Source organism: Roseateles violae, from assembly GCF_030410485.1.
Classification (GTDB): Bacteria; Pseudomonadota; Gammaproteobacteria; order Burkholderiales; family Burkholderiaceae_C; genus Roseateles_D; species Roseateles_D violae.
Map to the genome: position 1 here is coordinate 146,828 of NZ_JAUHHC010000004.1, position 23,537 is coordinate 170,364.

Below are 23,537 nucleotides of genomic sequence, written 5' to 3' on the forward strand. Positions count from 1 at the left end.
TCCGCTCAGTCGCGCGCGGCGGCCGAGGCGGCGCTGGCGGCCACCTTGGTCTTGCTGGCCACGATCGTCGCCTTCGCGCCTTCGCGCAGATTGTCGAAGCGCGCCGCCAGCACCTGGGCCTCGGGCTCCACGCCCTTCAGCACCTCGACCTTGCCCTCGTGGTGGTCGCGCCGGCCGGTGATGACGATGCGGCGCACCAGGGCACCGTTGTCGATCATCCAGACCTGGTCCTGGCCGGAGCTGCTGGTGATCGCCGTATCCGGCAGGGTCAGGCGCTGGGTGTCGTCGGGCAGGGTGACCTTGGCGACCGCGTACTGGCCGGCGCGGAACTCTTCCTTCGGATTGGCCAGCTCCAGCGTGACGCCGATCGAACGCGTGCCCGGCTCGGCGGCCGGGGCGATGCGGCTGATGCGCGCCTCGACCGGATGATCGACGCCCTCGACCTGCACCGTCACCGGCATGCCGGGCTTCAGCCGGCTGACCTCGTGGGTGCCGACCAGGCCGGCCAGTTCCAGCTTGGCCAGGTCGACGATGGACAGGATCTGCTGCTCGGGCGCCAGCTTCTCGCCGGGCAGCGCATGGCGCTTGGCGACGACGCCGTTGATCGGCGAGACCAGGGCCGCCTGGCGCAAGGTCACCTGGCTGGTGTCGAGCTGGGCCTTGGCGGCGGCCAGTTGGGCGCGCGCGGCATCCAGCGCGGCGCGCGAGTTGTCCAGCGCGGTCTGGGCGATGAAGTTCTGCGCCGCCAGGCTCTGGTTGGTCTTGTACAGGCGCTCGGCCTGCTCGACCTGGGCCTTCATCGACTCGACGCTGGCGCTGCGCTCGGCGATCCGGTAGCGCAGCTCTTCCAGGTCCAGCTGACCCAGCACCTGCCCGGCCTGCACCCGGCTGCCTTCGGCGACGGCCAGATTGACCAGGGTGCCGGTGGACTTGGCGCGCACGATGACGGTGCCCGGCGCGACCAGGGGGCCGGAAAACTCGATCTGGCCCGGCATGCTGGCCATGGACGGCTTGGTCACCTCGGTGGCCAGGAATTCGAGCGCCGCCTGCGGCTTCTCGCCCGACTTCTTCGGGCCCTCACCCTTGCTCGCGAAGACCGCCACCCCGGCGCCACCGGCCAGTACCGCGGCGGCGATGCCGCCCAAAATCCATTGCTTGCGCATGGAGTCTCCCATTCGTGTCTCTAGAAAGTGGCCGCAGTGTAGGGGCGCTACTGCGGACGACCACCCCTACTGCGACGAAATGCAGATTGCACGGCACGACCTGCATTCCATTCCGACCGAGCGGGATCGGCGGCGACGACGCGCCGCGGGCGGAATCAGCCGCGCTGCGGCACGCTGGCGGCGATCGCCGGCAAGGGCAGCTGCACGTCGCCGCACTGAGCGCGCTGGCGCAGCGCATGATCGATCAGCACCAGGGCCAGCATAGCCTCGGCGATCGGCGTGGCGCGGATGCCCACGCAGGGATCATGGCGGCCGAAGGTCTCGACCGTCGTCGGCTGGCCGGCGCGGTCGATCGAGGCCTTGGGCGTGCGGATCGAGCTGGTCGGCTTGATCGCAATCGAGGCGACGATGTCCTGGCCGGTCGAGATACCGCCCAGCATGCCGCCGGCATTGTTGGACGCGAAACCGGCCGGCGTCAGCTCGTCGCCATGCTCGCTGCCGCGCTGGGCGACGACGCCAAAGCCGGCGCCGATCTCGACGCCCTTGACCGCATTGATGCCCATCAGCGCATAGGCGATGTCGGCATCGAGCTTGTCGAACAGCGGTTCGCCCAGGCCGGGCGGCACGCCGGTGGCCTCGACGCGAATGCGCGCGCCGACCGAGTCGCCGTCGCGGCGCAGCTGGTCCATATAGGCCTCCAGCTCGGCGATCTGGCTGAAGTTGGCGGCGAAGAAGGGATTGTTCGGCACATGCTCCCAGCCCTGGAAGGCGATCTCGATCTCGCCCAGCTGGGTCATGCAGCCGCGGAACTCGGTGCCGTAGGCCTCCTTCAGCCATTTGCGGGCGACAGCACCGGCGCCGACCATGGGGGCGGTCAGCCGGGCCGAGCTGCGGCCGCCACCGCGCGGATCGCGCAGGCCGTACTTGCGCCAGTACGTGTAGTCGGCATGGCCGGGGCGGAAGGTGTCGAGGATATTGCCGTAGTCCTTGCTGCGCTGGTCGGTGTTCCTGATCAGCAGGCAGATCGGCGTGCCGGTCGTCCGGCCCTCGTAGACGCCGGACAGGATCTCGACCTGGTCCGGCTCATTGCGCTGCGTCACATGGCGGCTGGTGCCCGGGCGGCGGCGGTCCAGCTCGGGCTGGATGTCGGCCTCGGACAGGGCCAGGCCCGGCGGGCAGCCATCGATCACGCAGCCGATCGCCGGTCCATGGCTCTCGCCGAAGTTGGTGACGCGGAACAGTTCGCCGAAGGTGCTGCCTGACATAAAGGAGGAACGCGCTGAGGGATCGATCCGATCGATTCTACGGGCGCCCGCCCGCGCCTCGCTTCGCCAAAGAACAAGGGCGACCCTCGGGCCGCCCTCGATCGGAACGCTCGGCGGCGCTCAGAGCTTGGACTCGGGCTCCGGGTTCTCCTCGACCGGCCAGTCGCGGATATAGGCCTTGAGCATGCGGTTCTCGAAGTCCTGGCCATCGACGACCGCCTTGGCCACGTCATAGAAGGAGATCACGCCCATCAGCGTGCGGCCGTTCATCACCGGCATATAGCGCGCGTGGCGGCCCAGCATCATCCGGCGCACCTCGTCGATCTCGGTTTCCGGCGTGCAGGTCAGCGGATGGTCGTCCATCACCGTGCGGACGATGGTCGTGCCCACATTGCCGCCGTTCTTGACGATGGCCTGGATCACCTCGCGGAAGGTCAGCATGCCGACCAGGTCGCCATGCTCCATCACGACCAGCGAGCCGATATCACGCTCGGCCATCACGGACAGCGCCAAGCCTAGCGCCTCGTCGGGCGCGACGGTGAACAAGGTGCCGCCCTTGACCCGCAGTATGTCGACGACTTTCATCGCTTGCTCCTCATTCCGGCCCCCGAGGGCCTCCATCAAACCTGCAGTCAACATAGCACACAATCCGCGCATCGCTACCCCGGAGACACCATGTCTGGCTACTCTGACCCCGGCTTCGACACCCTGGCGCTACACGCCGGTGCCAGCCCCGACCCCGCCACCGGCGCGCGCGCAACGCCGCTGCACCTGAGCACTTCCTTCGTGTTCGAAAGCGCCGGCCATGCCGCGGCCCTGTTCAATATGGAGCGCGCCGGCCATGTCTACTCGCGCATCTCCAACCCCACCACGGCCGTCTTCGAGGAGCGCATGGCGGCACTGGACGGCGGCGTCGGCGCGATCGCGACGGCCAGCGGCCAGGCCGCCCTGCATCTGGCGATCGCGACCCTGGCCGGCGCCGGCTCGCACATCGTCGCCTCGGCGGCGCTCTACGGCGGCTCGCACAATCTGCTGCACTACACGCTGGCCCGCTTCGGCATCGAGACCACGTTCGTGCGCCCGGGCGACATCGACGCCTGGCGCGCGGCGATCCGGCCCAACACCAAGCTGCTGTTCGGCGAGACCCTGGGCAACCCGGGCATGGACGTGCTGGACATCCCGACCATTGCCGCGATCGCGCACGAGGCGGGCCGGCCGCTGCTGGTCGATTCGACCCTGACCACGCCTTATCTGCAGCGCCCGCTGGAACTGGGCGCCGATCTGGTCTACCACTCGGCGACCAAGTTCCTGTCCGGCCACGGCACCGTCGTCGGCGGCGTATTGGTCGATGGCGGCACGTTCGACTGGGACGCGGCGCATGCAAAGCACGGCCTTTTCCCCGAGCTGTGCGAGCCCTATGCCGGCTTCCACGGCATGGTGTTCAGCGAGGAAAGCACGGTCGGCGCCTTCCTGCTGCGCGCGCGCCGCGAGGGCCTGCGCGACTTCGGCGCCTGCATGAGCCCGCACACGGCCTGGCTGATCCTGCAGGGCATCGAGACCCTGTCGCTGCGCATGCAGCGCCATGTGGCCAATGCGCAGAAGATCGCCGAGTTCCTGGCTGGCCATGCGATGGTCGAGCAGGTCGCTTACCCGGGTCTGGAGAGCCACCGCGATCACGCGCTGGCGCAGAAGCTGCTGCCGCGCGGCTGCGGCTCGGTGTTCAGCTTCGACCTGCGGGGCTCGCGCGAGCAGGGGCGGCGCTTCATCGAGACGCTGAAGATCTTCTCGCACCTGGCCAATGTCGGCGACTGCCGCTCGCTGGTGATCCACCCGGCCTCGACGACCCACTTCCGCATGGACGATGCGGCACTGGCCCAGGCCGGCATCACGCCGGGCACGATCCGGCTGTCCATCGGCCTCGAGGATGCCGACGACCTGATCGACGACCTGAAGCGCGCCCTGAAGGCCGCGGGGAAATAAGCGACCATGCAAATCCAAGTCAACGGCCAGAGCGCCTACGCCTACACCGGCGGCAAGCCCTTTAACCCCGCCCTGCCCTGCATCGTCTTCATCCACGGCGCGATGAACGACCACAGCGTCTGGACCCTGCTGGCGCGATCGTTCGCCCATCACGGCCATGGCGTGCTGGCCGTCGATCTGCCCGGCCATGGCCGCAGCGGCGGCGCGCCGCTGGACGGCGTGGAGCAGATGGCCGACTGGATCTGGGCCCTGCTCGATGCCGCCGGCGTCGACCAGGCCGCCCTGGTCGGCCACAGCATGGGCTCGCTGATCGCGCTGGAGGCCGCCGGCCGCCGGCCCGAGCGGGCGACGCGGCTGGCCCTGGTCGGCACCGCCTATCCGATGAAGGTGTCGGAGGCGCTGTTGAGCAGCGCGCGCGAGACGCCGCTGCAGGCGATCGAGATGGTCAACAACTTCTCGCTGTCTTCGCTGGCCGCCAAGCCCTCCTACCCGGGGCCCGGCGCCTGGCTGCACGGCGGCGAGCGGGCGCTGAAGCGGCGCATGCTGGCCGGCACCCGGCACCCGGCACCCGGCGGGGCCGCCAATCTGTTCGAGCATGATTTCAGCTGCTGCGACCGCTATGCCGGCGGGCTGGAGGCGGCCTCGCGGGTGCAATGCCCCGCCGGGCTGATCCTCGGCGAGCGCGACCAGATGACCTCGCCGAAGCAGACGGCAGCGCTGGCCGAGGCCTTGAAGGCCGAGATCTTCAAGCTGCCGGCCGGCCATTCCCTGATGGCGGAGGCCTCCGAACAAATGCTGACCACGCTGCGCCAGGTGCTCGGATAGCATTCGCCATCACTTCCGCGACCGGGCCATGAGCGAGATCAGCCAGAACGCCGACACCGTCAAGAACTTCACGAGCTTCGCCGAGTTCTACCCCTTCTACCTAGGCGAACACAACAACCGGACCTGCCGGCGCCTGCATTTCGTCGGCAGCTCGCTGGGCCTGGCCTGCTGGGCAGCGGCGATCTATAGCGGCCAGTGGTCGCTGCTGCTGGCTGGTCTGCTGTGCGGCTACGCCTTCGCCTGGATCGGCCACTTCGGCTTCGAGAAGAACAAGCCGGCCTCGTTCAAGCGCCCGCTGTACAGCTTCATGGGCGACTGGGTGATGTACAAGGACATCTGGACCGGCCGGATCAAGTTCTGAAACGGCCCGTCCCGCCTGCTCAATCCCGGTAGGCCAGGCCCACGCTGAACTGGCCGCCGAAGCGCTTTTCGGTCAAGGGGCTGGCGGCGGCCGGCCCGAGCAGATAGTTGCCGCCGGCACCGCTGAAGACGATCCAGTGATCGCTCAGCTGGCGGGTCCAGCCGACGCCGGCATGAAAATCGCGCAGGCCGGTGCCGGGCGTGTAGACCGGCAGGCCGGTGCGATCCGAGGCGGCCGGGCTGATGCCGAAATAGCTGCCCATATAGCGGGCATTGCCCGCCGTCAGGCCGACACCGGCCGTGAACTCGCTGCGCGGCGACTGGCGCAGCCGCCAGCCCAGATCGGCGACGCCGATCAGGCCGCCCTCGTGGCCCAGGAGATCCTGCGACAAGGCGCCCGAGAGCAGCCAGTCCGGCGTGATCGAGTAGCTGGCATAGACCCGCCCGCGCAGCGTGCGCTTCACATCGTCCAGCCCGGCGGTCGTGTCGGCCTTGCTGCTGTCGCGGCCGGTGTCGATGCGCAGCGACACGCCCAGGCGAAAACGCGAATCGCGGATCAGGTCGGTGCTGGCGCCGTCGCCGCGCACCTCCTTGCCGAAGCCCAGCAAGGTCGTGCCGCCCGAGGCGCTGAAATGCCAGCGCCCCCACTGGAAGGCCCAGATCGGCGTCAGGCCGGCGCTGTAGCGGTTGGAACCCGCATATTCCGGCTGCCAATGGACGCGGGCGCCGAGCACATAGTTCAGCTCCGGGCCCGGCTCGGGCTTCTTCGCCGGCTTGGCGGCCTCGTCGGCAGGCCCGGCCGTCTCGACGGCGGGTTCTCTCGTCGCTTCGGCCTCGCCGGGCTTGGCAGGCTCGCCTTGCTGCGCGAACGAGGGCTGCAGCGTCGCCGCGAGGGCGAGCACCAGCAGGCTCGGAGGAACGTAAAACATGATCCGAGCCTAAGTATGGCAGCTGAAGCTCAGCTGAGCGAAGGCGTTAAGCCCCCCGATCGACACCCCCGATTCAGGCGGCCTTGCGCTCGACGCGCGGCGCCAGCTCCTTCAGCATGTCGGCGACCATGGCGCGAAGCTCGTACTCGAGCTTCCAGCCCCAGTCGGCCTGGGCGGCGCTGTCGTCGATGCGCTGCGGCCAGCTGGCGGCGATGGCCTGGCGGAAGTCCGGCGCGTAGGCGATCGTGAAGCCGGGGATCTGCTCGGCGATCGCCGCGGCGATCTCCCTCGGCGTGAAGCTGATGCCGGCCAGGTTGTAGCTGCCGCGCTGCTTGATGCCGGCCGCCGGCGCCTCCATCAGCTCAATCGTCGCGCGCAGCGCGTCGGGCATGTACATCATCGGCAAGGCCTGACCCTCTTCGAGGAAGCAGGTGTAGCGACCCTCGCTCAGCGCGGCATGGAAGATCTCGACCGCGTAGTCGGTGGTGCCGCCGCCGGGCGGCGTCTTCCAGCTGATCAGGCCCGGATAGCGCAGGCTGCGCACGTCGACGCCATGCTTCTCGTGGTACCAGCGACACCAGCCCTCGCCAGCCAGCTTGGAGATGCCGTAGACGGTCGTCGGGTCCATCACCGTCGTCTGCGGCGTGTCCTGCTGCGGCGTGTTCGGGCCGAAGGCGGCGATCGAGCTGGGCCAGAAGATCCTGTCGAGCTTTTGCGTGCGGGCCAGTTCCAGCACATTGAGCAGGCCCTTCATATTCAGGTCCCAGGCCCACATCGGGTGCTTCTCGCCGGTGGCCGACAGCGCGGCGGCCAGGTGGTAGATCTGGGTGATGCCGTGGCGCTTGACGACCGCGGCCAGGGCCGCGGCGTCGGTCACGTCCAGCATCTCGTGGCGCAAGGCCGGCACGCGGCCCTCGGGCGCGATGTCGCTGGTGATGACGGCCTCATTGCCGTGGCGCAGGGCCAGCTCGGTGGCCAGCTCGGTGCCGATCTGGCCGTTGGCGCCGATGATCAGGATCTTCGTGCTCATATCGCTCTTCTTTTCTTTCTTCTTACTGCTTGATCAGGCCCACGTCGCGGCCGGCCTGGGCGAAGGCGGCGACCGCCTTCTCGAGATGTTCGCGCTCATGGGCGGCCGAGAGCTGCACGCGGATGCGCGCCTGGCCCTTGGGCACGACCGGGAAGAAGAAGCCGACCGCGTAGACGCCCAGCTCCAGCAGGCGCGCGCTGAGCTTTTGCGCGACCACCGCGTCGTAGACCATGATGGGCACGATCGGGTGCGTGCCCGGCTTGATCTCGAAGCCGGCTTCCTGGATCGCCTGGCGGAAATAGGCGGTGTTGGCCTCCAGCTTGTCGCGCAGCGCGGTCGAGCCCTCGAGAATGTCCAGCACGGCAATGGAGGCACCGACGATGCTGGGCGCCACCGTGTTCGAGAACAGATAGGGGCGCGAGCGCTGGCGCAAGAGCTCGATCACTTCCCTGCGGCCGGTCGTGAAGCCGCCCGAGGCGCCGCCCAGGGCCTTGCCCAGGGTGCCGGTGATGATGTCGATCTGGCCGAAGACGTTGCGGTACTCGTGCGTGCCGCGGCCGGTCTTGCCAAGGAAGCCGCTGGCATGGCATTCGTCGATGCCCAGCAGCGCGCCATAGCGATTCGTGATCTCGCGGATCTTGTCCAGCTGGGCGATGGTGCCGTCCATCGAGAACACGCCGTCGGTGAAGACCAGGATGAAGCGTGCACCGGCCGCCTTGGCCGCCTGCAGCTGCGCTTCCAGATCGGCCAGGTCGTTGTGCTTGTAGCGGTAGCGCTTGGCCTTGCACAGGCGGATGCCGTCGATGATGGAGGCGTGGTTCAGCTCGTCGCTGATGATCGCGTCCTGCTCGCCCAAGAGCGGCTCGAACAGGCCGCCGTTGGCGTCGAAGGCGGCCGCATACAGGATGGTGTCCTCGGTGCCGAGGAACTTGGCGATGCGCGCCTCCAGCGTCTTGTGCAGGTCCTGCGTGCCGCAGATGAAGCGCACCGACGAGAGACCATAGCCGTGCGTGCGCAAGGCCTCATGCGCCGCTTCGATGACCTGTGGATGCGAGGACAGGCCCAGATAGTTGTTGGCGCAGAGATTGATCACCTCGCGGCCGTCCTGCGTGTGGACGACCGAACCCTGCGGACCGGTGATCACGCGCTCGCCCTTGTAGAGGCCGGCTTCGCGGATGCCTTGCAGCTCGGCCTGCAGATGCGCGTAAAACTCGGTGGTCATTCGGTGGCTCCTGGTGCACAATTCACTAAACAGAACGCAGTTCGATATATCGAACTTTCGTGCAGTATCCAAGATAAGCATAGCAAGGTCAAGCCGCATGTCCCTCGCCCATCCCGATACGCTGGAACCGCCCAAGGTCGGCGCCACCTTGCAGAACCTGCGCCAGGCGCAGGGCCTGTCGCTGGACGAGTTGTCGCGCCGCGCCGGGGTCAGCAAGTCGATGCTGTCGCAGATCGAGCGCAACCAGGCGAACCCCACCGTCGCCGTGGTCTGGCGCCTGGCCAATGCGCTGCGCGTCGAACTATCCGAACTGCTGGGCGGCGAACGCGTGGTCGCACCGGCGATCGAGACGGTGCCGGCCCATGCGACGCCCGCGATGAGCAGCCCCGATGGCCTGTGCCAGCTGCGCATCCTCGGGCCAATCGACCTGGCCGGCCAGTTCGAGTGGTACCAGCTGACCGTGCAGCCGGGCGGCGCGCTCGAATCGGCCGCTCACGAGCCCGGCTCGCGCGAGCACCTGAGCGTGCTCAGCGGCGCCTTGGAGATCAGCGCCGCCGGCGGCACCCAGCAGTTGAAGGCCGGCGAGACGGCGCGTTATGCCGTCGACGGCCCGCACGCGATCCGCAATGGCAGCGAGCAGCCGGCCGTCGCCTTACTGGTCGTGCTGCATCCCTAGCAATTCCGCGAGCGTCCAGCGCTGCCAGTCGCCGCGCTGCCACAGCGGCGCCAGGCCCGCGCTGCGCTGGGCCAGCAGCGCGTGCATCAGCGGTTCGGCCGAGGTCTCCTCGGGCACGCGCAGCAGCACCAGGCGCTGCGAGCCCTCCTCGTCGAGCCGGCCCAGCCAGTCCAGATCCAGCAGCGCATCGAGCACCGGCTCGAGCTGCAGCGGATCGATGCGCAGGCGCGCGGCCAGGTTCAGGCTGGACATGCCGGCCTCGCCGGCCTTCTTGCTATTCAACAGCGTGCGCAGCACGTCCAGCGCCAGCTCCAGGCGCAGGCCCGGCGTGTCGGGCAGGCGGCGCAGGCCCTGGCCCAGGCTCGGCGCGTGGGCGGCCAGCACGGCGCCGACCAGCATGATGACCCAGCCCAGATACATCCAGATCAGGAAGATGGGCACGGTGGCGAAGGCGCCGTACAGCGTCGAATAGGTCGGCACCTTCTTCACATACCAGGCCAGCCCGCTCTTGGCCGCCGTGAAGGCCAGGGCGACAAAGACGCCGCCGAACAGCGCATGGCGCCAGCGCACCTCGGTATTGGGCACATAGCGGAACAGCGCGGCGACGGCCGTGGCCAGCACGACGATCTCGATGCCCTCCAAGAGCGCGGCCAGGCCGCCCGGCATGGTCTTGACGAAGCCCTGGCCGGCCGAGACCGCATAGCTGGTCAGGGTCAGGCTGGCGCCCAGCAGCAGCGGGCCCAGGGTCAGTGCGGCCCAGTAGACCAGCACGCGTTGCGCGATCGGCCGCGGCCGCGTGACGCGCCAGATCGCGTTCAGCGTGCGGTCTATGGTCAGCATGAGGGCCAGCGCGGTGAAGCCCAGCACGACCAGGCCGACGGCGCCGAGCCGGTTCGCCTTGGCGGCGAACTGGGTCAGCGCGCCCAGCACCGGCTTGGCGATATTCGGTGGAATCAGGCTCTTCAGGAAGTACTGCTCCAGCGCCTGCTGGAAGCTGGCGAAGATCGGAAAAGCGGTGAACAGGGCCAGGGCCACCGTCAGCAGCGGCACCAGCGAGATCAGGGTCGTGAAGGTCAGGCTGCCGGCCGTCAGGCCCAGGCGCTCCTCGGCGAATCGGACGCGCAGGCCCCGCAGGGTCTGCCGCAGGGGCCAGTTCATCAGGGTCTGGACGAATTCCTTCAGGGTAGCGCGGGGCACGGTCTCATCGGTCATGCTGGCTATGATGCCAGCATGTCTGCGTCTCCCTCCGAAACCGCCGCCGCTGCGCCCGCCACGACGCGCAGCACGGCCAGCCCGCGCGAGGCCCTGTCGCGCGGCATCGCCCTCGCCTCGCTGATCGCCCTGTTCATCCTCTGCCTGGCCTGGGAGCTGTGGCTGGCGCCGACCGGCCGCGGCACGCTGGCCATCAAGGCCCTGCCCCTGCTGCTGCCGATGCTGGGCCTGTGGCGCTACCGGCTCTACACCTTCCGCTGGCTGAGCCTGGTGATCTGGCTTTATTTCGCCGAGGGCGCCGTGCGCGCGACCAGCGAGAGCGGCCTCGGCGCCTGGCTGGCCGGCGGCGAGGTGATCCTGTCCGTGCTGATCTTCGTCGCCTGCGCGATGCAGGTGCGGCAGCGGCTGGCCGCGGCCAAGTCGGCGGCATGAACCTGGTCGAGTCGCTGCGCGCGCTGCTCGGCGAGGCCGGGCTGCTGACCAGCGATCTCGACGCCTTCGAGACCGACTGGCGCAAGCGCTACCGCGGCCGCGCCCTGGCCGTCGCACGGCCGGCCTCGACCGAGGAGGTGGCGGCCGTCGTCCGGCTCTGCGCCGAGCAGGGCGTGAGCCTGGTGCCGCAGGGCGGCAACACGGGCCTGGTCGGCGGCTCGGTGCCGGACGGCTCGGGCCGGCAGATCGTGCTGAGCCTGGCGCGGATGAAGCGCGTGCGCGCGATCGATGCCGACAACCTGACCCTGACGGCAGAGGCCGGCTGCGTGCTGCAGGCGCTGCAGGAGGCGGCCGCTGCGCGGGGCCTGCTGTTCCCCCTGAGCCTGGCCGCCGAGGGCTCCTGCACGATAGGCGGCAATCTGGCCACCAATGCCGGCGGCACCCAGGTGCTGCGCTACGGCAATGCGCGCGAGCTGTGCCTGGGGCTGGAGGTGGTCACCGCCAGCGGCGAGATCTGGCAGGGCCTCTGCGGCCTGCGCAAGGACAACACCGGCTACGACCTGCGCGATCTGTTCATCGGCAGCGAGGGCACGCTGGGCATCGTCACCGCCGCGACGCTGAAGCTCTATCCGCGGCCGCTGGCGCAATCGACGGCGCTGGCCGCCTGCGACAGCCTCGAGCAGGCGGTGCAGCTCCTGAGCCTGGCGCGCGCACGCGCCGGCTCGGGCCTGACCGGCTTCGAAGTGATGAACGCCTTCTCGCTGGCCCTGGTCCGCAAGCATTTCCCGCAGCTGCCGCAGCCGCTGGCGGCGTCGCCCTGGACCGTGCTGCTGGAACTCTCCGACAGCGAGGGCGAGGCCCATGCACAGGCGCTGTTCGAGGGCCTGCTCGAGACGGCGCTGGAGTCGGGCCTGATCACGGACGCCGCCGTCGCGCAGAGCCGCGCGCAGTCGCGCGCCTTCTGGCATCTGCGCGAGAGCATCCCGCTGGCGCAGAGCGAGGAAGGGCTGAACATCAAGCACGACATCGCCCTGCCCGTCTCGGCGATCCCGGGCTTCGTCGCCGAGACCGATGCGGCGCTGGCGCGGGCCTTTGCCGGCGTGCGCTTCGTCGACTTCGGCCATCTGGGCGACGGCAATCTGCACTACAACGTGCAGGCGCCGGAAGGCGTGCCCCCGGCCGAGTTCCTGGCCGCGCACGAGGCGGCGATCAACGAAATCGTCTACGACGCGGTCGGCCGCCACGGCGGCTCGATCTCGGCCGAGCATGGCATCGGCCAGCTCAAGCGCGAGGAACTCGCCGCGCGCAAGGACCCGGTCGCGCTGGCCCTGATGCGCGCCATAAAAAAGGCCCTGGATCCCCAGGGCCTGCTCAATCCGGGACGGGTGCTCTAAGTCCCCCGCCCTCGGGCCTCGTTCAGTCCGCGCCCTGCAGCCCTGCGGCCGCCGGGCGGCGACCGCGCAACCTGTTCCACAGGCCCTGCAGCGCCCAGAAGACGAAGATGGTCAGGGTCAGGAAGGCGGCCAGCAGCAGCAGGAACTCGCCCACGCTCAGCGCGATCGCGCCGACATAGGTCCAGCGCGCGCAGCGCTGCGGGAACTTGGCGACCAGCTGTTCCCACCACAGCTCGATGCTGTCGTAGAAGCAGGGCACCATCAGCAGGGTCAGGAAGGTCGAGGTGATCGTGCCGCCGATGATGGTGACGGCCATCGGACGGTAGAACTCGGCGCCCTCGCCGACGCCGATGGCCACCGGCAGCATGCCGGCGATCAACGCGAAGGTCGTCATCAGGATGGGGCGGAAGCGCTTGCGGCCCGCATGCATCAGCGCCTCCTCGCGCGGGATGCCGTTGGCCTCCTCCGCGCGCGCGGCGTCCAGCAGCAGGATCGCGTTCTTGGCCACCAGGCCGGTGAGCATGATGACGCCGATCAGGCTCATCAGGTTCAAGGTGCCCTTGGTCAGCCACAGCGCGATCACGACACCAAAGATCGACAGCGGCTGCGACAGCATCACGCTGACCGGCACCAGGAAGGCGCCGAACTGCATCACCAGGATCAGGTACATCAGGCCGATGCCGGAGATCAGGGCGATGCCCATCGCGCCGAAGACCTCCTGCTGGTTCTTGGCGTCGCCGGCGAGGTCGATGCCGTAGCCGGGCGGGAAGTTGATCTTCTTGGCCAGGGCCAGCGCATCCAAGGTCACCTCGCCGGGCGAGCGGCCCTGCACATTGGCCGAGACGGACATCATGCGCTTGCCGTCGGCATGCTGGATCTTGGCCGGGCTCTTGCCCATGGTGACGGTGGCGATCTGCTCCAGCGGCACCATCATGCCGGTGCCGGAGACGCTGATTGGCAGGCGCTCGATATTGCTGGCGTCGACGCGGTCGGCCGGGGCCAGGCGCACGGCGACGTCGCGGGTCACGCCGCTGGGGTCCACCCAGTCGCCGACCTCGACGCCGGCGAAGGCCACGCGCAGCGCCGTCGCCGCATCGCCGACCGAGATGCCCAGCTGATTGGCCAGGCCGCGGTTCAGCTCGATGCGGAGCTCGTCCTGCGGATCCTGCTCGGACAGGCCGACGTCGACGGCGCCCTTGACATTGCGCAGCTGCGCCATGAAGTCGCTGGTGATCTCGAGCAGCTTGCGCGAATCGGCGCCGTGGAAGCGGATCTGCACCGGCTTCTGCGCGCCGTTGTTCAGATCGTCCAGCACCGTGTACTCGGCGCCGACCAGGCGGCCGACGCGCTCGCGCAGCTCCTTGGCGATCTCGCTGGCCGAACGCTTGCGCTCATAGGACTTGCCCAGGTCCACATAGATGCGGCCGCCGCTGACGTTGACATAGCTGTTGGTCGCCTTGGTCTCGGGCATCTGGCGCGCCTGTTGGGCGGCCGCCTCCATCTTCAGCTTCGAGTACAAGAGGCTGGAGCTGGCCGGCGTGCGGACCTCGATCGCGATCGTGCCGTAGTCGCTGGCCGGCAGGAAGCTGAAGCCGACCAGCTTCATCGCCAGCATGCCGATGGCCACGGCGGCGCTGAGCACGGCGAAGAAGGCCATCCAACGGCGATGGTGCAAGGCCCAGGCAATCACATGGCCATAGCGGTCGGCCTGGTGGTCGAACCAGCGGTTGAAGCGCTGCAGCAGCTTGGAAATGCCCTTCTTCGGCGCCTCGTGATAGCCCGGCGGGTCGCCCCAGTAGGCCGACAGCATCGGGTCCAGCGTGAAGGAGATGAACAGGCTGACCAGCACCGAGGCGACGACGGTCAGGCCGAAGGGCCGGAACCATTCGCCCGACACGCCGGGCATGAAGCCGACCGGGATGAAGACGGCGACGATCGAGAAGGTCGTCGCGGCGACGGCCATGCCGATCTCGGCCGTGCCGTTCAGCGCCGCCGTGCGGCGGTCGGCGCCCTTCTCCATATGGCGGACGATGTTCTCGCGCACGACGATGGCGTCGTCGATCAGCACGCCGATCGCCAGCGACAGGCCCAAGAGGCTCATGAAGTTGAGCGTGAAGCCGCAGAGCCAGACGGCGATGAAGGCGGCGATGACCGAGGTCGGCAGCGACAGCGCCGTGATCAAGGTCGAGCGCCAGGAGTTCAGGAAGATGTAGACGACCAGGATGGTCAGGCCGGCGCCGAAGATCAGCGCGTCGATGACGTTGTTGAGGCTGTTCTGCGCGTCCTTGCCGCCGTCCTGCGTGACCTCGAGCTTGGAGCCCTTGGGCAGCGTCTTGTTGATCTCGTCGACCAGCTTGCGCACCTCGTTGGCGACGCTGACGGTGGACGCATCGCGCGAGCGCGTCACCGACAGGCCGACGTTGGGCGCGCCGCTGCGCACCGACAGGCTCTGCTGCTCGGAGAAGCCGTCCTGCACCGTGGCCAGCTGGCCCAGGCGCACGATCTGCTCGCCCTGGCGCTTGACGACGATCTGCTCGAAGTCCGCCGGGCGCGCGATGCGGCCGACCAGGCGGATGCTCTGGTCTTCCAAGGTGCCGCGCACCTTGCCGACCGGCGCCGTCGTGTTCTGGCTGCGCAGCGCATTGACGACCTCGCTGACGGCGACATTGAACTCGCGCAGCTTCTCGGCATGCAGCAGCACCGACAGCTCGCGGTTCAGCGCGCCGTTGACGTCGACGGTGGCCACACCATGGATCGCGCGGAACCTGTCGGCCAGCTGGTCCTCGGCCAGGCGCGAGATCTCGGCATGGCTCTGGCTCGTCGAGGACAGGGCCAGCTGCATGATGGGCTGGGCGGAAGGATCGACGTGGATCAGCACCGGCTCGCGCATCTCGACCGGCAGCTTGTAGCGCACGGTGCCAATCGCGTTGCGGATCTCGTCCGCCGCCTCGATCATGTTCTTGCTGAACTGGTAGATCAGCACGATCTGCGCATTGCCCTCACTGGAGGTCGAACGCACCTCGTCGACGCCGGTGATGCTTTGCAGCGCCTTCTCCACGCGGTTGACGATCTCGCGCTCGACCGTCTCGGGCGAGGCGCCCGGGTAGGGGATGTTGACCACCATCACCGGCTGCTCGACGTCCGGGATCTGGTTGACGCGCAGCTTGTTGAGGGCCATCAGGCCCAGGGCCATCAGGCCGATGATGACGACGATGGTCGCGATCGGCTTCTTGACGCTGAAATTCGACAGGAACATTTGATCAGCCTCCTGCTTGCGAGGCCGGCGCGGCGCTGGCGGCGGCCTTGTTCAGCTCGACCTTGCGGCCGTCGGCCAGGGTGCTGCCGGGGCGGCGCAGGATCTGGTCGCCCTGCTTGAGGCCGGACTTGACCTCGAACAGGCCCAGGCGATCGTCGCGCTCGCCCAGCGTGATCGCCACCTTGGCCAGCTTGCCGTCCTTGACGGTCCAGGCATAGCTCTTGTCGCCCTCGCGCTGGATCGAGGCCTCGGGCAGCATCAGGGCGCTGACGCTCTGGCTCTGCACGCGGCCCTCGGCATAGAGGCCGGCGACGGCGGGCGACTGCGGGCCGGCGAAGTCGACCAGCACTTCGACCTGGCGCGTGACCGGGTTGGCGGCCGCGGCGATGCGGCGCACCTTGCCCTTGAAGTCCGAATCCGGATAGCCGTTGACGCGGAAATAGACGCCGGCGCCGACCTTCAGCTCCGACATGCGGTCGGCCGACACCAGGCCCTCGAAGCGCATGCTGCCGGGGTCGATCACCTTGACCAGTTCCTTGCCGACCTGGGCCGTATCGCCGGGCGAGACCTTGCGGTCGCTGACGATGCCGTCGAAGGGTGCTCGCGCCTCGGTGCGCTGCAGCTGCTGGCGGGCCGTGGCGGCGCGCGCCTTGGCGGCGACCAGATCGCTCTGCGCGTTGTTGCGGCGGATCTCCGAATCCTCCATCGCCTGCAGCGAGCTCATGCCCTGGGCCTGCAAGGTCTTCATGCGCTGGTACTGGCGCTCGGCCTGCTCGAAGCTCTGGCCGGCGGCGCGCGCGGCCTCCTCGGCCGAACCCAGCGCCTCGCGGATCGCGCTGTCGTCCAAGCGCACCAGCAGGTCGCCGCGCTTGACCTTCTCGCCGTTCTCCTTCAGCACCTGCAGCACCACGGCCTGCACCTCGGCGCGCAGGTCCGCGCGGCGCTCCGGCTGGATCGAACCGGTGATGACGGGGCCGCTGGCGTAGTCCGACATGCCCAGGGTCTGCACATCCTCATTGGCGATCAGCAGCACCGGCGCCTCCTTGCTCGCGTCCTTCTTCTCGGCATTGCCCTTCTGGCAGCCCGGCAGCGACAGGGCCGCCGCCAGCACGGCCGTGGCAAGGGAAATGTGGCGCATCTTCATGCTCTCTCCAGCAGTGAACGTTTGTTGTATTGGGGCAGGACCTGCCCTGTGCAAAGCGGCGCAAGCATACCCATACGGGATGGCGGGACCATGGTCCTGAGACAGAAGGCGCGGTTTTGTCCGACCAACTGCAACAGGATCGGATGAACGGCGACGCCGGCCTTGCCGAGCCGCCTATTTTGCTTGCTTTTACTGCAAGGTTTCCTTGGCCATGTGGGGCAGCGGCAGCACCGCGATGCCCTCCTCCACCAGGGTCGCCGCCTCCTCGAGGCTGGCCTGGCCGCGGATGCCGCGCTGTTCGGCCTCGCCGTAGTGGATGCGGCGAGCCTCCTCGGCGAAACGGCTGCCGACGTCCTCGGTGTCGGCCAGCAGTTGGCGCACGACCTGCTGCGCCATCTGCTGCAGCTGCTGCTGCAGCGCGGCGCGGCCGGCGGCGATCTCGGCGGCCTCGCCGCGCGGCGCGGCGGCGGTCGACGAAGACGACGTGACATTGAGCCGCGGCGCGTTCGGCCGCCGCTCGATATGGGCGTCACCGCAGACCGGGCATGCGATCAGCCCGCGCTGCAACTGCGCATCGAAGTCGTCGGACGAGCCGAACCAGCCTTCGAACCGGTGTTCGAGACCGCAGGCGAGATTCAGGACCAGCATGGCGCTATATCGTAGACCGCTGCTCTCAGGCCGTCGCCTGCCAGTTCAATACCCATTCGCCGCGCTGCCAGCGCGACAGCCACAGCAGGCCGATCAGGGTCTTCGCGTCGGTCAGCGCGCCCGCTGAGGCCAGCGCGTCGAGCTCGGCCGGCGTGTGCGTCACCAGTTCGAGGAACTCGCCCTCGTCGAGCGCGCGCTCGCCGGCGGCCAGGCCGCGGGCAAAGAAGATGTGGATGCCCTCGTCCGAATAGGCGATCGCGTTGTGCAGCACGCCGGCATAGGCCCATTCGCGCGCCCGGTAGCCGGTCTCTTCCAGCAGCTCGCGCTGGCCGCAGACCAGCGGCGATTCGCCGGCGTCCAGCTTGCCGGCCGGGAACTCGAGCATCACCCGGCCCATCGGATAGCGGTACTGGCGCTCCAGCAGCAGGCGACCGTCATCCAGCAAGGGGATCACCATCACGGCGCCCGGATGGACGATGTACTCGCGCTTCGCCTCCTTGCCGTCGGGCAGGCGTACCGTGTCGCGGCGCACCTTGAGGAAATGACCCTCGTAGACGGCGGCGCCGTCGATGCGCTCCTCGCGCAGGTGGCGATCGTCGTCGCCTGCGGTCGCGCGATCAGTCATTGCGATGCCGCCGCAGGTAGCACCAGACGAAGCCGGGGAAGCCCAGGGTGATGAACAGGCAGATGGAGACCGCGTAGAACTCCCAGCCCTGCGGCTGGCGCTGGCCCAGCCGCGCCTCCAGCATGAAGCCCAGGCCCAGGGTCAGCAGGGCCAGCAGCACCAGCTCCAGCAGGCGCCAGGCCACCGGCTTGGGTCGGCGGCGTGGGCCGACCAGCAGGATGCGCTGGCTGAAGTAAGGCGCGTTGGCCGCGACCGCAGCGGCCAGCAGCACCAGCCAGATGGCGGCGGACTGATCCATCCCGCCGGGTTCAGGTGGCCAGCGCCTTGACGATGGCCTGCGCGCACATCGCCATCAGGCCGCCGGGCAGCACGCCGAAGACCAGCACGGCCAGGCCGTTGATCGTCATCACGAAGCGCACGTCGGCCGGCGCGGCCAGCGCGGCGCTATCGGTCGGCTCGTCGAAGAACATCACCTTGATCACACGCAGGTAGTAGAAGGCGCCGATCAGCGACAGCACGACGGCCGCGACGGCCAGGCCGATGTACAGCGGCACATTGGTCGAAACCATGGCCTGCAGCACGGCCAGCTTGGCGTAGAAACCGGCGGTCGGCGGGATGCCGGCCAACGAGAACATGAAGATCGTCATCACCAGCGCGAACCACGGGCTGCGCTTGGCCAGGCCGGCCAGGTCCTTGATCTCCTCGGCCTCATGGCCGGCGCGCGACAGCAGCATGATCATGCCGAAGCTGCCCAGGGTCGTCAGCACATAGGTGACGGCATAGAACATCGCCGAGCTGTAGGCGTTGGCGGCCGACAAGGTGTTGTTGTTGACGACACCGGAGGCGAGGCCCAGCACCATGAAGCCCATCTGGGCGATCGTCGAATAGGCCAGCAGGCGCTTCAGATTGGTCTGCGCGATCGCGGCCAGATTGCCGATCACCAGCGACAGCACGGCCAGCACGATCAGCATCTGCTGCCAGTCGACCGCCAGGCCGATCATGCCCTCGACCAGCAGGCGCACGGTGATCGCGAAGGCGGCCAGCTTCGGCGCGCCACCGATCAGCAGGGTGATCGCCGTCGGCGCGCCCTGGTAGACGTCGGGCACCCACATATGGAAGGGCGCGGCGCCGAGCTTGAAGGCCAGGCCGGCGACGACGAAGACGACGCCGAAGACCAGCACCGACTTGTTCGGCGCGCCGCCGCTGATCACCTTGAACACCTCCGGGATAGCCAGCGAGCCGGTGGCGCCGTACATCATCGACAGGCCGTAGAGCAGGAAGCCCGAGGCCAGCGCGCCCAGCACGAAGTACTTCATCGCCGCCTCGGTCGACACCGCATGATCGCGGCGCAGCGCGACCAGCGCGTACAGCGACAAGGTCATCAGCTCGAGGCCCAGGTAGACGACCAGGAAGTTGTTCGCCGCCAGCATCACGTTCACGCCCAGCAGCGAGAACAAACTCAGCGTGAACAACTCGCCCTTGAGCATCTCGCGCGAGCCGGCATAGGGCCGCGCATAGACCAGGGTGACCAGGGTCGCGATGCAGGAGAAGAAGGCCAAGAGATGGCCCATCGGGTCGGCGACGACCATGCCCTGCATCGCATAGACGGTCAGGCCGTCGTTGAAGTAGCACAGGTGGACGACGCCGACGACGGCAATCGTCAGCTGGGTCAGCCAGTACGTCGGGCGGCGGCCCGGATCGCTGACGAACAGATCAACCAGGGCGACCAGGCAGGCCATGCCCAGCAGGATGATTTCGGGATAGACCGCGAGCCAGTTCATATTGTTCATTTCGGTGCGGCCTCTATCAGTTGGCGCTCAGCTTCGACACGGCCACATGCTTGAGCAGGCCATCGACCGACTGGTGCATCACGTCGGTGAACGGTTTCGGATACAGGCCCATGAACAGCGTGGCGATCGCCAGCAGCGCCATCATCAGGAATTCACGCGCATTGATGTCGGTCAGCGTGCGCACGTTGTCGTTCGTCACCGGGCCGAAGTAGACGCGCTTGTACATCCACAGGCTGTAGGCGGCACCGAAGATCAGCGCGGTGGCGGCGATCGCGGCCAGCCAGAAGCTGTACTTGACCGTGCCCAGGATCACCATCCACTCGCCGACGAAACCGGCCGTCGCCGGCAGGCCGCAGTTGGCCATGGCGAAGAACAGGGCGAAGGCGGCGAACTTCGGCATGGTGTTGACCACGCCGCCATAGGCCGAAATCTCGCGGCTGTGCACGCGGTCGTAGAGCACGCCGATGGCCAGGAACATCGCGCCGGAGACGAAGCCGTGCGAGATCATCTGCACCAGGCCGCCGGAAACGCCCAGCTCGTTGAAGATGAAGAAGCCCAGCGTCACGAAGCCCATGTGCGCGATCGACGAGTAGGCGACCAGCTTCTTCATGTCCTTCTGCACCAGGGCCACGAGGCCGATGTAGACGACGGCGATCAGCGACATGCTGATGATCAGCCAGGACCAGTGGTGCGCCGCATCGGGCGCGATCGGCAGCGAGAAGCGCAGGAAGCCGTAGGCGCCGAGCTTCAGCATGATGGCGGCCAGCACGACCGAGCCGCCGGTGGGCGCCTCGACGTGGGCGTCCGGCAGCCAGGTGTGGACCGGCCACATCGGCACCTTGACCGAGAAGGCGGCCAGGAAAGCGAAGAACAGCAGGGTCTGCGCGTTCATCGCCAGCGGCAGCTTGTGCCAGGTCTGGATGTCGAAGCTGCCGCCCGACTGGAAGTACAGGTACAGCAGTGCGACCAGCATCAGCAGCGAGCCGGCCAGCGTGTAGAGGAAGAACTTGAAGGCCGCGTAGACGCGGTTCGCGCCGCCCCAGACGCCGATGATGATGTACATCGGGATCAGCGTGGCCTCGAAGAACACGTAGAACAGCATGCCGTCCAGCGCGCTGAACACGCCGACCATCAGGCCCGACAGCACCAGGAAGGCGCCCATGTACTGGTTGACGCGCGTCTCGATCACCTCCCAGGCGGCGATCACGACGATCACCGTGATGAAGGCGGTCAGCGGCACGAACCACATCGAGATGCCGTCCACGCCCAGGTGGTAGCGGATGTTGAAGCGCTCGATCCAGACCAGGTTCTCGCTGAACTGCATCGCCGCCGAGGCGGTGTCGAAGCCGGCGATCAGCGGCAAGGTGGCGGCGAAGCTGGCCACGGCGGCGATCAGCGCCATCCAGCGCACGGCCTTGACCTGCTCGTCACGGCCCAGAATCAGCAGCAGCAGGCCGCTGACGATGGGCAGAAAGATGGCAAGACTCAAAATTCCCATTCTTATTCTCCGCCCGCTTTCAAAGACCGAACCAGGTCTTGAACTGGGGCCCCATATAAGGCCATAGCTGCCAGGTCATCAGGCCGATGACGCCCAGAATCATCACCAGCGCGTACCAGTACAGGAAACCGCTCTGCACCCGACGCACTTGCGCCGCGACACCGCCGATGGCGCGCGCCGAGCCGTTGATGAGCAGGCCGTCGATCAGGCCCTGGTCGCCGGCCTTCCACAGGCCGACGCCCAGGCCGCGTGCGATGCGGGCCAGCACGTTCTCGTTGAACCAGTCCATGAAGTACTTGTTCTCGAGCACGACGATGAGCGGGCGCAGCGCCTTGGCGAAGAAGGCCGGAATCGCCGGGGCGACCATATAGCAGACATAGGCGGCGGCGACGCCGGCCAGCGCGAGCCAGAACGGCAGCGTCTGCAGGCCATGCAGGGCCATCGCGGCGGCGCCGTGGAACTCGTGCGCCAGCTCTTCCATCGCGTGATGCGCCTCGCCGTTGACGAAGATCGCGTCCTTGAAGAAGTCGCCGAACAGCATCGGCTGGATCGCCAGGAAACCGATCACCACCGAGGGGATGGCCAGCAGGATCAGCGGCGCGGTCACCACCCAGGGCGACTCGTGCGGCGTGTGATCCTCGTCATGCGCGTGGTGCGCGTCATGTTCGGCGGCGTCTTCCTGCGGGAAGGGCTTGTGGTGGAAGTTCTCCTTGCCATGGAAGACCAGGAAGTACATCCGGAACGAGTAGAAGGCAGTCACGAACACGCCGACGACGACGGCGAAGTAGGCGAAATGCGCGCCCGGCAGATGGCTGGCGTGCACGGCCTCGATGATCGAGTCCTTCGAGTAGAAGCCCGAGAACAGCGGCGTGCCGATCAGGGCCAGCGAACCCAGCAGCGAGGTGATCCAGGTGATGGGCATGTACTTGCGCAGGCCGCCCATATTGCGGATGTCCTGATCATGGTGCATGCCGATGATCACCGAGCCGGCGCCGAGGAACAGCAGGGCCTTGAAGAAGGCGTGCGTCATCAGATGGAAGACGGCGACCGAGTAGGCCGAGGCGCCCAGCGCCACCGTCATATAGCCCAGCTGCGACAGGGTCGAGTAGGCGACGACACGCTTGATGTCGTTCTGGATGATGCCCAGGAAGCCCATGAACAGGGCCGTGATCGCGCCGATCACCAGCACGAAGTTCAGCGCGGTGTCCGAGAGCTCAAACAGCGGGCTCATGCGGGCGACCATGAAGATGCCGGCCGTCACCATGGTGGCGGCGTGGATCAGCGCCGAAATCGGGGTCGGGCCTTCCATCGAATCGGGCAGCCAGACATGCAGCGGAAACTGGGCCGACTTGCCCATTGCGCCGATGAACAGGCAGATGCAGGCGACCGTCAGCATCATCCAGCCCTCGCCCCACAGCGGCAGCGGGAACGCGATCTTGGACAGCTCGCCGGCCTTGGCAAAGGTCTCGGCATAGGAGAGTGAGCCGCCATAGGCGACCAGCAGGCCGATGCCCAGGATGAAGCCGAAGTCGCCGACCCGGTTGACCAGGAAGGCCTTCATGTTCGCGAAGATCGCCGTCGGCTTGGTGTACCAGAAGCCGATCAGCAGATAGGACACCAGGCCGACCGCCTCCCAGCCGAAGAACAGCTGCAGGAAGTTGTTGCTCATCACGAGCATCAGCATCGAGAAGGTGAACAGCGAGATGTAGGAGAAGAAGCGCTGGTAGCCCGGATCCTCCTCCATATAGCCGATCGTGTAGATGTGCACCATCAGCGACACGAAGGTCACCACGCACATCATCATCGCGGTCAGGCCGTCGACGAGGAAGCCGACTTCCATCTTCAGGCCGCCGACGACCATCCATTCATAGATGGTCTCGTTGAAACGGGCGCCGTCCACGGCCACCGACTTCAGCACCATCGCCGAGATGATGAAGGCGATCAGCACGCCGAGGATGGTGATCGTGTGAGCGCCGCGGCGGCCCACCTGCTTGCCGAAGAAGCCGGCGATCACCGCGCCGGCCAACGGCGCCAGCGGCACCGCCAGCAGCATGTTCTGGGAGAGTGTTGCAGACATCTTGATGCGTC

General features: G+C 67.7%; 21 protein-coding genes. 6 read left to right on the top strand and 15 right to left on the bottom strand.

What is annotated here, in order from left to right; translation table 11 throughout:
- Positions 1-5 precede the first annotated feature (5 nt).
- The 3 genes from QWJ38_RS15055 to QWJ38_RS15065 all read right to left on the bottom strand — a co-directional run bounded on the left by QWJ38_RS15055 (position 6) and on the right by QWJ38_RS15065 (position 3,013).
- Entirely contained in the window at positions 6-1,163 is a 1,158-nt protein-coding gene (locus QWJ38_RS15055; protein WP_290359931.1) for an efflux RND transporter periplasmic adaptor subunit, read from the bottom strand.
- 155 nt (positions 1,164-1,318) lie between these two features.
- Positions 1,319-2,428: a chorismate synthase gene (gene aroC / locus QWJ38_RS15060; RefSeq protein WP_290359932.1), complete on the bottom strand. Its 1,110-nt coding sequence runs from the start codon at positions 2,426-2,428 to the stop codon at positions 1,319-1,321.
- A gap of 120 nt (positions 2,429-2,548) precedes the next feature.
- The gene (locus QWJ38_RS15065; RefSeq protein WP_290359933.1) at positions 2,549-3,013 is read right to left on the bottom strand and encodes a CBS domain-containing protein; all 465 of its coding nucleotides are present in this window, start codon (positions 3,011-3,013) and stop codon (positions 2,549-2,551) included.
- Between the two features lie 90 nt (positions 3,014-3,103).
- On the opposite strand from QWJ38_RS15065, the gene QWJ38_RS15070 reads away from it, so the two are divergent.
- Genes QWJ38_RS15070 through QWJ38_RS15080 form a run of 3 tightly spaced genes read left to right on the top strand, consistent with a single transcriptional unit; the run spans position 3,104 to position 5,594 of the window.
- On the top strand, positions 3,104-4,408 hold the full coding sequence (locus QWJ38_RS15070; protein ID WP_290359934.1) for an O-acetylhomoserine aminocarboxypropyltransferase: 1,305 nt from the start codon (positions 3,104-3,106) through the stop codon (positions 4,406-4,408).
- 6 nt (positions 4,409-4,414) lie between these two features.
- Positions 4,415-5,233: an alpha/beta fold hydrolase gene (locus QWJ38_RS15075; RefSeq protein WP_290359935.1), complete on the top strand. Its 819-nt coding sequence runs from the start codon at positions 4,415-4,417 to the stop codon at positions 5,231-5,233.
- Between the two features lie 28 nt (positions 5,234-5,261).
- A complete protein-coding gene (locus QWJ38_RS15080; RefSeq protein ID WP_290359936.1) occupies positions 5,262-5,594 on the top strand; it encodes an Mpo1-like protein in 333 nt (110 codons plus the stop codon).
- Positions 5,595-5,613: 19 nt separating this feature from the next.
- On the opposite strand, the gene QWJ38_RS15085 is transcribed toward QWJ38_RS15080, so the two are convergent.
- The 3 genes from QWJ38_RS15085 to kbl all read right to left on the bottom strand — a co-directional run bounded on the left by QWJ38_RS15085 (position 5,614) and on the right by kbl (position 8,774).
- A complete protein-coding gene (locus QWJ38_RS15085; protein WP_290359937.1) occupies positions 5,614-6,522 on the bottom strand; it encodes a MipA/OmpV family protein in 909 nt (302 codons plus the stop codon).
- Between the two features lie 73 nt (positions 6,523-6,595).
- Positions 6,596-7,552 (bottom strand): NAD-dependent epimerase/dehydratase family protein, encoded by a 957-nt coding sequence (locus QWJ38_RS15090; protein WP_290359938.1) that lies wholly within the window; start codon positions 7,550-7,552, stop codon positions 6,596-6,598.
- Between the two features lie 22 nt (positions 7,553-7,574).
- Entirely contained in the window at positions 7,575-8,774 is a 1,200-nt protein-coding gene (kbl, locus tag QWJ38_RS15095; protein ID WP_290359939.1) for a glycine C-acetyltransferase, read from the bottom strand.
- Between the two features lie 97 nt (positions 8,775-8,871).
- Here kbl and QWJ38_RS15100 point away from each other — a divergent pair, with 97 nt between their 5' ends.
- Complete coding sequence (locus tag QWJ38_RS15100; protein ID WP_290359940.1) at positions 8,872-9,450, top strand: helix-turn-helix domain-containing protein; 579 nt, start codon at positions 8,872-8,874, stop codon at positions 9,448-9,450.
- Here QWJ38_RS15100 and QWJ38_RS15105 read toward each other — a convergent pair.
- Positions 9,427-10,662: a YihY family inner membrane protein gene (locus tag QWJ38_RS15105; protein ID WP_290359941.1), complete on the bottom strand. Its 1,236-nt coding sequence runs from the start codon at positions 10,660-10,662 to the stop codon at positions 9,427-9,429. The two genes, QWJ38_RS15100 and QWJ38_RS15105, sit on opposite strands and share 24 nt — an antisense overlap.
- An 18-nt stretch (positions 10,663-10,680) precedes the next feature.
- Between QWJ38_RS15105 and QWJ38_RS15110 the strand changes: the two genes are divergently transcribed.
- Both QWJ38_RS15110 and QWJ38_RS15115 read left to right on the top strand, forming a co-directional pair.
- Positions 10,681-11,094, top strand: a complete 414-nt coding sequence (locus QWJ38_RS15110; RefSeq protein ID WP_290359942.1) for a DUF2069 domain-containing protein — start codon at positions 10,681-10,683, stop codon at positions 11,092-11,094.
- Positions 11,091-12,488, top strand: coding sequence for an FAD-binding oxidoreductase (locus QWJ38_RS15115; protein ID WP_290359943.1), 1,398 nt, complete (start codon positions 11,091-11,093; stop codon positions 12,486-12,488). The genes QWJ38_RS15110 and QWJ38_RS15115 overlap by 4 nt, the downstream gene beginning before the upstream one ends.
- A 22-nt stretch (positions 12,489-12,510) precedes the next feature.
- Here the strand turns inward: QWJ38_RS15115 and QWJ38_RS15120 are convergent, their stop codons facing one another.
- The 8 genes from QWJ38_RS15120 to nuoL all read right to left on the bottom strand — a co-directional run bounded on the left by QWJ38_RS15120 (position 12,511) and on the right by nuoL (position 23,526).
- A complete protein-coding gene (locus QWJ38_RS15120) occupies positions 12,511-15,744 on the bottom strand; it encodes an efflux RND transporter permease subunit (RefSeq protein ID WP_290359944.1) in 3,234 nt (1,077 codons plus the stop codon).
- Positions 15,745-15,748: 4 nt separating this feature from the next.
- Entirely contained in the window at positions 15,749-16,888 is a 1,140-nt protein-coding gene (locus QWJ38_RS15125; RefSeq protein ID WP_434063986.1) for an efflux RND transporter periplasmic adaptor subunit, read from the bottom strand.
- A 189-nt stretch (positions 16,889-17,077) separates the two neighbouring features.
- The gene (locus tag QWJ38_RS15130; protein ID WP_290359945.1) at positions 17,078-17,536 is read right to left on the bottom strand and encodes a DUF1178 family protein; all 459 of its coding nucleotides are present in this window, start codon (positions 17,534-17,536) and stop codon (positions 17,078-17,080) included.
- Between the two features lie 25 nt (positions 17,537-17,561).
- Positions 17,562-18,161 carry an NUDIX domain-containing protein gene (locus QWJ38_RS15135; RefSeq protein WP_290359946.1) on the bottom strand — a complete coding sequence of 200 codons (600 nt, stop codon included), beginning with the start codon at positions 18,159-18,161 and terminating at the stop codon, positions 17,562-17,564.
- A complete protein-coding gene (locus QWJ38_RS15140; RefSeq protein WP_290359947.1) occupies positions 18,154-18,459 on the bottom strand; it encodes a DUF2818 family protein in 306 nt (101 codons plus the stop codon). The genes QWJ38_RS15135 and QWJ38_RS15140 overlap by 8 nt, the downstream gene beginning before the upstream one ends.
- Positions 18,460-18,469: 10 nt before the next feature.
- Positions 18,470-19,951, bottom strand: a complete 1,482-nt coding sequence (gene nuoN, locus QWJ38_RS15145) for an NADH-quinone oxidoreductase subunit NuoN (RefSeq protein WP_290359948.1) — start codon at positions 19,949-19,951, stop codon at positions 18,470-18,472.
- Between the two features lie 16 nt (positions 19,952-19,967).
- The gene (locus QWJ38_RS15150; RefSeq protein WP_290359949.1) at positions 19,968-21,449 is read right to left on the bottom strand and encodes an NADH-quinone oxidoreductase subunit M; all 1,482 of its coding nucleotides are present in this window, start codon (positions 21,447-21,449) and stop codon (positions 19,968-19,970) included.
- Positions 21,450-21,468: 19 nt separating this feature from the next.
- Positions 21,469-23,526, bottom strand: coding sequence for an NADH-quinone oxidoreductase subunit L (gene nuoL / locus QWJ38_RS15155; protein WP_290359950.1), 2,058 nt, complete (start codon positions 23,524-23,526; stop codon positions 21,469-21,471).
- Positions 23,527-23,537 lie beyond the last annotated feature (11 nt).